The sequence below is a fragment of the Paenibacillus sp. PAMC 26794 genome (genome assembly GCF_000316035.1).
GTDB lineage: Bacteria > Bacillota > Bacilli > Paenibacillales > Paenibacillaceae > Paenibacillus.
Genome location: NZ_ANHX01000061.1, coordinates 20,556 through 31,933, shown reverse-complemented (window position 1 = coordinate 31,933; position 11,378 = coordinate 20,556). Strand labels below are relative to the sequence as shown.

Genomic DNA, 11,378 nt, shown 5'->3' with positions numbered 1-11,378 from the left:
GTATAGCATACATTATACGAAGTTATACGAATGGGCGGAGGAACTCGCCCATGCTCCCAGCGGCCCCGGCCGCGCAGCGGAAACGGCTGGCCGCCCGCAAGTGCGCGGCGGCGAAGGCGGCGCGGCCGTCGGCGAGTGGATCGCCGAGGCCGCCGCGGACGGCGCCATGCACCAGCCGGGGCCGGGCTTTGGCGCCATCGAGGTGCACCTGGCGAAGCCGGGCAAGGCCCCGGCTCTGCCAGAGCTGACTGCGCTGATGCCGGGTGTGCCGGCCACCGCAGGGCTGGATTTGATCCGTGAGCGTGTAGCCGCGCGGATGTGGCAGGCTGTCCAGAAGAAGGCGGACAGCCCAGCAACCAAATGATGCACCCATTAGAGCGGGGGAGATCTCAGATCACCCCTGCTTGTTTTTATTGCAGCATGTTGCATTATTCGATTTAATTCATTTCCAGATACAAGATGATTTTTGTCTTTATCCAACAATGCTCATTAGTAAAGTGCATCTCGGTATAATCACTTTTTTGCATATTGGATATATGAAGGCATATTCCCATTTCACTTCTATTGTGTACAGCACGGGGATGTTGCTCTAAAAGTCCAAAAAACGATCATACAGGCTGTACAGCCTGTATATGTTCATTCGGATCTCTTCTAAAGGAGGTCTTTACCGGTGGAGCTTCGCTCCCAATTAAGGTATACTGTCGCAGGGAACACTGCACGCTGAGAACTATATAACATTTATATTATTGCGATAGGAGTTTTTACATGAAATCAACTACAGGAAGACAGCGCCGCATGGTGGTTATGCTGTCCTCATTGATGATATGCGGAGCATTGCTTGCCGCGTGCCAGAACGGTTCAGGCACAGAGGAGAGCCAGAATCCGAATGGAACAGGTAACACACAACAGGAGACGGACGGCACAACGGTTCATTTTACGGAGGATAAAGGAACAGATGGCGACAATGGCGGGGATGACACATCATCTTCTGGCAACAGCGGTGAAGGCACGGATAGCGAGTCTGGGAATGGTGCGACAGCGGAAGATCCATTGCTGGAGAAACGCAGTATCAGCGCACTGCAAACGACAATTGATGCACAATCTCTGGTGACTAATGCCGAGTCTATGACCGTCATTGTGAACAAGCAACGGAGTCTGCCTGACGGTTACGAGCCGGACGATCTGGTAGAGCCGAATGTACCGTTCTCCTTCGACGAACCACACGAGAAGCGGCATATGCGCAAGGAAGCAGCGGAGGCACTGGAGAAGTTGTTTGCAGGTGCAAAAGCGGATGGCATTGAGCTTCGTGCGGTGTCCGGTTATCGTTCATATCAGCGGCAGGTATCCATCTATAACAATAATGTCAAAACCAAAGGTCAAGAATACACAGATCGTGTGAGTTCTGTTCCAGGCCGAAGCGAACATCAGACGGGTCTTGCCATTGATGTATCCAGCCCGAGTGTGGGCAATGTGCTGGAAGAAGTATTCGGTACATCGAAGGAAGGACAGTGGCTGGCTGAACACGCTGCAGAATACGGATATGTCATCCGTTATCTGCAAGGTGAAGAAGATACCACAGGTTACGTCTATGAGCCTTGGCATATCCGGTACATCGGTACAGATTTGGCACCGGATGTGGCGAAGAGTGGGTTAACTCTGGAAGAATACTTTGATGAGGCTAATATCAAGTTGTAATGCGGATGTTTCATCCTTATAGAAAAAGAAAAGATACTAATTCTCATAAATCCCCGAATGAACCGTCCTTCATCTAACCAATGGGCAGTCATTCAGGGGATTTTTTTCTGTGCAAAAATGTTAATGGAATTAAGATAGAATTAAACTTCATTCCATTGTCTGAGATGGTGGGGGACTGATATAATTCATGTTTAATCCAATTAGATAAATACAACCAAAGCGAGGGACGAGAGAATGAGTAGACAGCAGGTATTTACCGGTTCCCCATGGGAACCATTGGTCGGATATTGCCGTGCCATCCGTGTAGGAAACCGAATTGAAGTGGCGGGTACAACCGCGATGCAAGATGGTGTAGTTGTTGGGGCAGGTGATCCGTATGCACAGACAAGGTTCGTTTTGCAGACGATCGAGAATGCATTGAAAGAACTGGGGGCTGACATGTCGCATGTGGTGAGAACCCGAATGTTTGTGACCGATATCTCCAGATGGGAGGAAGTTGGCAAGGCGCACGGTGAATTTTTTGGACAGATCCAGCCTGTAGCCACCATGGTTGAAGTTAGCGCACTCATTGATCCCTTGTTGATGGTTGAGATTGAAGTGGAAGCGATTGTTGAAGACGAAGTCCAAGTCGAGTGATCTGGCGAGTATCCAGAAAATTTTCTAAGGAACTCATGACGTCTTATTTGGCCCTCAGGCCCTCTTTTTAAAATGTAAGGAACACCAGACACGTTATTTCCCAAATCTTTCTTACAAAAACGCTGTAAACAGCTATTTATTCTGAGATAGCGTGTCTCAGATTCCTTAGATTTCTGCGGGTGCTTCAAATCCTTGAATAAGACGCCTCAGATTCGTTAGCGCTAAATCCAATTGCTCTTACATTCAGTATGCAACCACATGTCGTATGCAACACATGTCGCGCATGTCTGCTCCGAAAAAATTCAGATACGCTTCGTTTTGGAGCAAGTTTGAAGACACGCTCTAAAAAACTAAAAACTAAAAACTAAAAACTAAAAACTAAAAAACTAAAAAACTAAAAAACTAAAAAACTAAAAAACTAAAAAACCAACAAACCCCCAAAAAAACCTTACCCATGCTTGTCAGAAGACAAGCGGATAAGGTTTTTTTTGAATTGACTTCGCCGCCTGGCCGCACGGCTGAGCTCTTGATGCGCCAAACTCATGACACCGCGCGCCAGGAGATACATGCGGATGGCTGGTAATTATGATGCTCCGCACTCATGACCCCGCGCTAAGCGATGCACGCGGTTTGCACCCACATATACTATGTGTCTCAACCAGTTACGTTTTCTAACCGTATTATTTCGCTTCCAGCTCCGCTGCTGGTGCTTCGACAACCACTTTCCAAGCTGTTCCGATCGGAGGCAGGCTACGTGTCAGCATAGGGCTGTAGAACCCAATGACTTTAGTTCCTTTAGTCAGTTCTTCAGCTTTCACCGTTTCACCTTCGTGGTTCACGATCATCGTGTCTTTAGCAATGTTCAGCACGACATGGTCAGGAGCGGTTTCGGTTAATCGTGTACCTGTAATCTCAATCTGCGAGATAAGGCCATGTGCAGTATTTACATTTTCAATGGTACCTGCTGTACCCAGAACCTCGTTGGGTTGTGTCTCAGACACCGCAGTCGCATCCAGTACAGTGACTTTATAGGTAGGCGTTTGTGGTGGCAAACTTTCAAGCATAACTTGGGAGTGTGTAGCCTCCACATTCATGCCAATGGCCAAGTCCTTCAGTGCAATCTCTTTCCCCTCAACTGAGATGAATTTCGTCTCATCGCTCAGATTGAGCACAATACCATCCAACCCTGCACCGCCAATCTGGATGGACTTATATTTATCTTGGTTCGAGATTCTAGTAATTGCACCACGTTCAGTAACCGTCTTCACGTCCTCTTCACTAGAGATAGTCACCTGATTTCCTGTTATGTTCACTTGTCCATGCAGTGCTTTTTCAGCAAAAGAAGCCGGTACATACAATTTGCCGCCTGTGATTTCGGGCGCTGTGCCCAGCGTGAGCAGCATTTTATTCACGGAATATTGATCCTTGCCTGTGATTACCTGTGTCCAGAGAGCACCACGAGTCAGCTCTGCGGTTTTAGTTTCTTTATTCCATTCCAGTTCAATACCCAGTGCGTCGGTAAGATCACGCAGCGGGATCATGGCTACTTTGCCATCTTTGTTCCAATAACCATCAGAGATGGATGCACCATTCACGGATACATTTACTACACTCACTGCGTTACTATCTGCTGAAACGGATGTTTGATGGACTGGTTGTGTGTTGTCCAGTGTTGCTGCATAAGCGGCTCCACCACCCAATGCCATGGATAGGGCCATCAGTGCACTTACTTTTTTCATGTTGTTGTTCATCAATATTCATCCCTTCTAATCTGTGTACTGTCGCGGTAAAATCTTCCTTAGGGCCGCGCTTCAAGTTAATAGACGGGACAAATCGTCTCAGTGTTGCAGTTGAAATGCAATGAATGTAAGCGGTGGGTTAGTTTAAATTAGGAATATCGCTAGTATTGCAGGTTATCCGCAGCAGGATCAGGTTAATTTCAGGTAAGTGGCGAAACCTTTGTCCTATTTCACATTCAAGTACGAGGAGGAACGAATTAGATGAGTGATATGTTGGTAGCGCTCTATCGTTTGCCAGAGCAAGAGAGCGGACTGAGAGCGTTGGAGGAATCCTCCATTGTGATTCGAAGAGCCATTGCCCCAGAGAAACAGCTTGTACTGGATTGGGTGAGGTCACATTTTAGTCAGGCTTGGGTGGATGAATGTGAGGTCGCTTTTGCACGTCAGCCGGTGTCCTGTTATATTGCCGTTGAGCATGGAAAAATGATTGGATTTGCCTGTTACGAAGCGACATGTCGTAACTTCTTCGGACCGACAGGCGTGAGCCAGGATGCACGGGGCAAAGGTGTAGGCACAGCCCTGTTACTGGCCTGTATGCATGCGATGAAGGCGGACGGTTACGGGTATGCCATTATCGGATCAGCGGGACCTGTGGATTTCTATGCCCGGACGCTGGGTGCCGTGAAGATTGAAAATTCAACGCCGGGTATTTACGAAGGCATGCTGCGGGCAGACTAGAACATAATGATGTTGTGGAAGTTGTGGAAAAGGAAGGGAGGACGATGATGAGCACGAAACAAATGTTGCACATCGGAATGATAGGTACAGGATCAATCTCGGATCTTCATATGAGGTGTTATGCCAAAAACGAGGATGCCGTCATCTATGCCATTTGCGATCTGAACGAAGAACGGGCTAAGGCTGCTGCGCAGAAGTATGATGCCCAATCCGTATACACCGATTATCGGGAGATGCTGGAGGACCCGCATGTGGATGCCGTCAGTATCTGTACCTGGAATAATACACACGCCGAATTTGCCATTGCCGCATTGGAGGCAGGCAAGCATGTATTGCTGGAGAAACCGGTGGCAACCAATGTGGAAGATGCACTGCGGATTGAAGAAGCGGTGAAGAAGAGCGGACGTACCTTTATCGTTGGATTTGTGCGTCGTTATGATAACAATATGCAGATGATGCGCAGATTCATTGATGCCGGGGAGTTTGGTGAACTGTATTATGCCAAAGCTTCCATTCTGCGGCGTCACGGCAATCCAGGCGGTTGGTTTGCTGACAAAAGCCGTTCCGGCGGCGGCCCCCTGATTGATCTCGGCGTACATATTATCGACCAATGCTGGTACCTCATGGGCAGGCCGAAACCTGTTTCGGTCAGTGGTAATACGTATCGGAAGCTGGGCAATCGTGCCCATATCGAACATCTTTCTTTTTACAAAGCAGCCGACTACAGCGTAGCTGTGAATGACGTGGAAGATATGGCAAATGCACTTATTCGGTTTGAAAACGGGGCTTCGCTGGTGGTGGATGTGAGCTTTACCCTGCATGCACGCGGAGATGAATCTTCGGTGAAATTATACGGCGAGCGTGGTGGGTTCGAACTGGAGCCGGAGACACTGATCGTCACGGAGAAAAATAATACCATCCTGAATATTGAACCCCAGACGGACAATACGGGTCTCCATATTCATAGTGCATTCCAGAACCAGATTGACCACTTTGTGGATTGTTGCCTGAACGGGACAGAGCCGATCAGTCCAATTGCGGATGGTGTGGCTTCCACACGCATGCTGTGCGGAATCTACGAATCCGCTGAGAAAGGGCAGGAGATTCGTCTGGATTGAGTCCATATTACGCGGCAGTGGTCCTTCATCATATTAAAAAAAGCATGCGTCTTCCGCGTGATCTGCGGTTACGCATGCTTTTTCGCATCAGGTCATTTATTCAGCGGTGAATTCTCGTACCCTGGGTCGTCGTAATCTGTATCCTGCAGCCTCGGAAGCACGTTCATGCTCTCAATCGCCTGCCGGGTAACCGGCGTGCCATGGTCGTATAGAAAGGTATACAGCAAGGTCATACCATCCGAAAACTGCTCCGTTGCCTCATCGTGGTCTGCTGATTTGTAGGGTACAGGCGCCCGTTGTAATGTATAGGCATCGTCATCCTCCAGCACCTTCAGCAGATCCTTCAATCGGCCCAACTGCTCGTCATCCACCAACACCTCAAAGGGTGTAGATTCGTTCTTTGTTCGTTCAATAAGGTTATGTGTTACCGATACATACAGATGTTGTTTGCCGTCCTGCATAATCCAACCCCCATTCTGAAATGGAAAAAAGACGCTTCTACTGTTAATAAACAGCAAAAAGCGCCCTGAAACGAGCTATAACGGTATCCTGTTTCGTTTATTTCCCAAATCTCCCCGTTACGGGAACCTGGCGGGTGCCGGCCTCCATTGATCCTGAACACAGGGGACAGGCGGGAGGGCCCGATGATGCCTTCTTGGTTGCTTTAGAAGGCACAGCCGGCTTCTGTCTTAGCCACGCTTTACAGGTGGATGAACTGCATTTCCAGATCGCAACGGTCTCCGTACGCTCAGCATTACCTGAACCTGAAGTGTGCGACTGCGAACTGGAGGAACTCGCAGCTGTCTGACTCACACCCGGAGTGCTGAACGCCTTATGGTTGCGAATTTCACCACTGCCACGCCGTTCACCGAGGCGATCCTCGTCACGTTCGTTGTGGACCTCGAAGTCTCGACGGTCATTGTGGCTGATGGCTCGGCGCTGTGCCACATCCCGACCTTCGGAACGAGTACCCGAGCGGGCATACGATCCATTACCTTTGCCATATGAAGTCTGACCACTCGTCCGGCTCTCCTCGCGAGGTTTACGTTTGTCCGGAACTTCCATGCCGAAGGCTTCAAGCAGGAAACGGGACACATCCGCTGGCTTTCCGTGATGGCTCGCCGGTGAGGTGACATACAAGTACTGCTTGGCCCGTGTGATGGCAACGTAGGCGAGCCTGCGTTCTTCCTCCAGCGCCATGTCCAGTTCGGCGTCTGTTTGTTGCACAGCAAGCGCGGCTTTCTGATCCTCAGGAATATCCTGGCGAAGTGCGGTACTGTGAGGCACAATGCCTTCACTGGCTCCAATCCAGTACACACAAGGGAACTCCAATCCTTTGGCCCGGTGAATGGTCATCAGCTGCACTGCGTCACTGTCCTGTGCGCGGCGCAGAGATTCCATCTCACGGTGTCTGCGGGACAGCTCATCCGCGAATTGAATGAACTCTTCTACCGTTTCGAATTTTTTGACGGCAGCTTCGAATTCATCCAGGGTTTCCAGCATCGTTTCCTTATAATGGGTGAAGATGCTGGGATCACCACTTTCCATATACTTGTCGTAAAACTGCCTGCGCATCTCCTGAATGGCGATGATGGGTTTTAGCTTGTGCAGTGATTTGATCAGCTTGATGCGTTCCTTGACCTGTTCCTGCTGGAACGGTTTCAGCTTGTCCCATTTCACCAGATGGATGAGTGGGTATTTCTTCGCCTGTTGTTGTTCACAGCGCTGTATCCATTCCAGGCCAGCATCCCGTGAAACGTAGAGCGGTCCCAGCGCACTAGGAAGAGCATCCATGGCTCGTGGATCAAGGGACAGACGCAGATGATCCATCAGGGGTCTGATAAGAGACTGGTCATAGAAGACCGGGGAAGCACCATGCTGTACAAAAGGCACATCTTTCAACACAAGCTGCTCAAATACAGCCCGGCTGCTGCTGGCTGTCCGGTGAAGAATCGCAATATCACGATAGGTGTGTTGTCCTTCTTCAACCTGTTGGCACAGCTGATTCACGACCCACGCTGCTTCTTCCTCTGCATTGGAAGGTGTGGCGAAGCGCGGCGCATCTCCACGGTTTCCGGCGGCACGTAGCCGTTTGTCACGTCTGCGTTTATTGCGGGCGACCAGTTCACTTCCGAGTCCCAGAATGCGTGCATCACTACGATAATTGATATCCAGCGTCACAATGCGTGCACCGGGGTATACTTTATCGAATTCCAAAATTGATTCCTGGCGTGCGCCATTAAAGGTATAGATCGTCTGGTCGTCGTCTCCCACAACCATCAGGTTGCGGTGAGCGGAAGCCAGTTTTTGCACAATCTCATATTGCAGATGATTGGTATCCTGGAACTCATCCACCATAATGTACTGGAAACGCTTCTGAAGTGGCCCCAGAACAGCAGGATCACGAAGCAAGGCGGCTGCCCGCAGTAAAATATCGTCAAAGTCCATTTTGCCCCGATCCTGTTTCCAGGCTTCGTAACCTAGCAGGACACGCTTGGCATCACGTTCTTCCTGCGATTTTTCAGGCAAGTCGGTTGTTTCCGATCCTTGCATCTTCCATGCGGACAGCATGGCCAGCAGACTTTCAGGCTGGAAGGCTTCACTCATGCCATTTTGGCGAAGAAGCATCTTCAGCACCGTATGCTGGGCTCGCGACTCACCAAAGATTTCTTCCTGCACACCGTAATGACGCAGTAATGTCAGGGCAAAAGAGTGGAAGGTGCGAGCTTGCACGGTTCTTGCAGCCGCCGGGCGTATACCTGGCAATGCGGCGATCCGGTCTTTCATCTCGGTGGCGGCTTTGTTCGTGAACGTCACCAGCAGGATACTGCCTGCATGTACGCCGCTGACCTCTATGAGGTAGCCGGCTCTTGCAGCCAGCACAGTTGTTTTGCCACAACCGGCTCCGGCGAGCGTCAGAATCGGTCCTCTGCCGTGACGGACTGCCGAGATTTGTGGTGCGTTTAGCTTGATACCTGCCTCTTCCAGAGAACGAAAATAAAAGGCATCCTGTTGATCATTGTCCACGAGTTGCCGACTGGTCTCCAGCGGAGCAGACGGGGACTGGGGCAGGGACGCCGCCGGGGTAACCCCGAGCGGACGGGGGTAGAACGTTGAGTTCGGACTTAACATGTTTCATCCACCTCTGTATGCATTCAGGGATAGGACTATCCCGGTTAAAAGTAAACCATTTGCCCTTTTCACAATCGCATTGTAAATTGGTATGATAGAGTTAGTCGCCTAATCAGGCGGTTAAGTATGGCCAAAGCTTCATTATACCCGAACATATGGTCTTGACGAAAGCCCCCGATTTCATCCAGTATCGGTATAAAACAGGCAACTGCACGAGATTACGCAACTTTTTGGCATGATATCGTATAAGTTATATGCCTGAGTATTTTGCATGAAGGATGTAATATGCTAATTTACTACAAGTATGTGTTCAAAAAGTCTGGTTTTCAGTACCTCTTATTCGGCTGAATCCCATATTCGATGCTGAGGATGCCACTGGCATCCTTCGTAATCAAAAGCGGACTTTTTGAATAACCTCTAAAATTTAAAATGATAATATTGGTTTTGACGGGACGGAGGAGGAATGGTCATGAAACTGCTTCAACGCATCAAAGACGGAGCGAATAAAGCAACAGAGCGTGCCCAACACGCCGTTGAGATTGGGAAACTGAACAACCAGATTGTGGGCTTGCAACAGGAACAGGAAGTCCATTTTACAGATATGGGTCGCATCTTCTATGAGGGTTATCGGGCACAGGATATGACGCGTGCGGAAAAAGAAATGGTGGATCTGTCGCAGCTCTGCGACGAGTTGCAGGAAGAGATTGATGGCATGCGCAACAAGATTGCGCAGCTCAAGAATGAACGGTTGTGCGAGTGTGGACACGTCGCTTCCCTGGATGCCAACTACTGCCCTAAATGCGGACGCAAGTTGGGTGAACTCAAGACAGCAGCACCTACAGTAGGAGCTGCAGGAGTTGCAGGAGCCACCACAGCCGCGAGACAGGAGGCAGCTGTAGCTCAGACCCAAACTCCGGAGCCGGACTTCTACGATGCGCCATCTGAGTTGGAACGGGAGGAAGAGGAGCCGTATCATACGGTCATTCCGTCTATAGCCGATCTGGAAACGGAATCGGAATATAACAGTACGGAATTTACGCAGGAAGAAAAGGAAGCATTCGATGCGGAGTGGGAACGTCGCAGAGATGAAGAGATGCAACGGGAACGCGAGCGTCAGCAAGAACTGGACGAACGCATCCGCTACTGGAAAGAAAATAACCCCATCGTGGACACGGTGGACGTACAGACCGAAGTGTCACGCGAAATGGTGAATTGTCAGATTTGTGCAGCCGAGCTGCCCAAAGGTTCGAAATGGTGCCCGCGCTGTGGTGCCGAACAGATCTGATGCAGTAGAAGCTCTGCCGCATCAGTATGAGGCAGTGCGGGTTGCTGACAGCATGGGGGGACGGGAATATGGACCAACTGCTGCATCATTTGCGTCATCTCGGGTTTACCGAGATGGAATCTAAAATTATGGTGGAACTCGCTCGTCAGGGATCAGCCTCAGGATATGAGGTTGCGAAGCGGCTGGGCGTGTCCCGTTCCAATGTATATGCGACCCTGCAACGGCTGGAACAGCGTGGATTCTTGCGGTGTAGTCCGGGGGAGCCGGCGAAGTATAGTGTGCTGAAGCCAGAGGAGATGACACGTATGATCTCCGATCAAATGCGTACCTCGCTGGATTATGTTCAGAGCAGCATGCCCAAAAGTGAACCGGAGAAGCCTGTCTTCTTTAACGTCGAAGGGGACAAAAATGTGTTTGAGAATCTGAGCCGTGAATTGGCCGAGGCTCAGCATGAGATTGTTGTAGACGTTTGGCGTGAAGAGGCAGAACTGCTACGTAATGACTTACAGCAGGCTGAAGCCCGGGGTGTGCGGCTGTTATGGTCGTGTGATGGTGGCGAAGGCATGCTCGATCAGCCTGTTCCTTTGCTGGGTTTGCCTATGTATGGTACAGGTAATGGTCGGAAATTTTCCCTGGTGGTGGATCGCCGCTGGTGCATGCTGGGCATGCGCGGGGAATCATGCGCCACACAGGCAGTGGTGACGGAGCATCCGGTAATGACCGGACTGCTGCTGAATCATTTTGCTCAAGAGCTGGTGCTGTACGAACTGGAACAGGATATGGGTGAGGAACTGGAGTCCCGCTATGGGCACCGGTACGAAGAACTCTCTGCCCGTTACTGGTCTTCTCCTTCAGGAGAGGATGACAAGGGCTAGACAGATCGGCGACTAATTCACCTCTGATGGAGTGAACATGCCAGCACAAAGGTACCTATCTTGATGAAACGAATACGTGTGTACATAGCTTGTACATAAAGCAGGCGCTGCCCGAAGGCAGACGCCTGTTTGTGCTGGTTTGAGATATGACAGTGATGTT

Annotated in this window: 9 protein-coding genes and 1 pseudogene; 7 read left to right on the top strand and 3 right to left on the bottom strand. The window is 50.1% G+C overall.

The annotated features are described in order from the left end of the window. The 3 genes and pseudogenes from D829_RS0120785 to D829_RS0120775 form a co-directional block, all read left to right on the top strand. Window positions 1-364, top strand: a pseudogene (locus D829_RS0120785) (hypothetical protein); the annotation flags it as partial. A gap of 401 nt (window positions 365-765) precedes the next feature. Next, complete coding sequence (locus D829_RS0120780) at window positions 766-1,695, top strand: M15 family metallopeptidase (RefSeq protein ID WP_017690856.1); 930 nt, start codon at window positions 766-768, stop codon at window positions 1,693-1,695. A gap of 234 nt (window positions 1,696-1,929) precedes the next feature. After that, the gene (locus tag D829_RS0120775) at window positions 1,930-2,331 is read left to right on the top strand and encodes a RidA family protein (protein WP_017690855.1); all 402 of its coding nucleotides are present in this window, start codon (window positions 1,930-1,932) and stop codon (window positions 2,329-2,331) included. 680 nt (window positions 2,332-3,011) lie between these two features. Here D829_RS0120775 and D829_RS0120770 read toward each other — a convergent pair. Beyond that, window positions 3,012-4,082: a copper amine oxidase N-terminal domain-containing protein gene (locus D829_RS0120770; protein WP_017690854.1), complete on the bottom strand. Its 1,071-nt coding sequence runs from the start codon at window positions 4,080-4,082 to the stop codon at window positions 3,012-3,014. A 249-nt stretch (window positions 4,083-4,331) separates the two neighbouring features. On the opposite strand from D829_RS0120770, the gene D829_RS0120765 reads away from it, so the two are divergent. Together D829_RS0120765 and D829_RS0120760 are read left to right on the top strand one after the other, a co-directional pair. Beyond that, window positions 4,332-4,808: a GNAT family N-acetyltransferase gene (locus D829_RS0120765; RefSeq protein ID WP_017690853.1), complete on the top strand. Its 477-nt coding sequence runs from the start codon at window positions 4,332-4,334 to the stop codon at window positions 4,806-4,808. 44 nt (window positions 4,809-4,852) lie between these two features. Beyond that, window positions 4,853-5,926: a Gfo/Idh/MocA family oxidoreductase gene (locus tag D829_RS0120760; protein WP_152417105.1), complete on the top strand. Its 1,074-nt coding sequence runs from the start codon at window positions 4,853-4,855 to the stop codon at window positions 5,924-5,926. A 92-nt stretch (window positions 5,927-6,018) separates the two neighbouring features. Here the strand turns inward: D829_RS0120760 and D829_RS0120755 are convergent, their stop codons facing one another. Both D829_RS0120755 and D829_RS0120750 read right to left on the bottom strand, forming a co-directional pair. Beyond that, window positions 6,019-6,387, bottom strand: coding sequence for a hypothetical protein (locus D829_RS0120755; RefSeq protein WP_017690851.1), 369 nt, complete (start codon window positions 6,385-6,387; stop codon window positions 6,019-6,021). A gap of 97 nt (window positions 6,388-6,484) precedes the next feature. Then, complete coding sequence (locus tag D829_RS0120750; RefSeq protein WP_017690850.1) at window positions 6,485-9,058, bottom strand: UvrD-helicase domain-containing protein; 2,574 nt, start codon at window positions 9,056-9,058, stop codon at window positions 6,485-6,487. Window positions 9,059-9,527: 469 nt separating this feature from the next. Between D829_RS0120750 and D829_RS0120745 the strand changes: the two genes are divergently transcribed. Next, window positions 9,528-10,343 carry a hypothetical protein gene (locus tag D829_RS0120745; protein ID WP_017690849.1) on the top strand — a complete coding sequence of 272 codons (816 nt, stop codon included), beginning with the start codon at window positions 9,528-9,530 and terminating at the stop codon, window positions 10,341-10,343. Window positions 10,344-10,384: 41 nt separating this feature from the next. Further along, window positions 10,385-11,218, top strand: a complete 834-nt coding sequence (locus D829_RS0120740) for a TrmB family transcriptional regulator (RefSeq protein WP_241230802.1) — start codon at window positions 10,385-10,387, stop codon at window positions 11,216-11,218. Window positions 11,219-11,378 lie beyond the last annotated feature (160 nt).

What these genes read in the sequence shown, in the direction of transcription:
- D829_RS0120755 (WP_017690851.1), bottom strand. Translation starts at nt 6,387, where the DNA reads ATGCAGGACGGCAAACAACATCTGTATGTATCGGTAACACATAACCTT.
- D829_RS0120750 (WP_017690850.1), bottom strand. Translation starts at nt 9,058, where the DNA reads ATGTTAAGTCCGAACTCAACGTTCTACCCCCGTCCGCTCGGGGTTACC.
- D829_RS0120775 (WP_017690855.1), top strand. Translation starts at nt 1,930, where the DNA reads ATGAGTAGACAGCAGGTATTTACCGGTTCCCCATGGGAACCATTGGTC.
- D829_RS0120760 (WP_152417105.1), top strand. Translation starts at nt 4,853, where the DNA reads ATGATGAGCACGAAACAAATGTTGCACATCGGAATGATAGGTACAGGA.
- D829_RS0120765 (WP_017690853.1), top strand. Translation starts at nt 4,332, where the DNA reads ATGAGTGATATGTTGGTAGCGCTCTATCGTTTGCCAGAGCAAGAGAGC.
- D829_RS0120780 (WP_017690856.1), top strand. Translation starts at nt 766, where the DNA reads ATGAAATCAACTACAGGAAGACAGCGCCGCATGGTGGTTATGCTGTCC.
- D829_RS0120745 (WP_017690849.1), top strand. Translation starts at nt 9,528, where the DNA reads ATGAAACTGCTTCAACGCATCAAAGACGGAGCGAATAAAGCAACAGAG.
- D829_RS0120770 (WP_017690854.1), bottom strand. Translation starts at nt 4,082, where the DNA reads ATGAACAACAACATGAAAAAAGTAAGTGCACTGATGGCCCTATCCATG.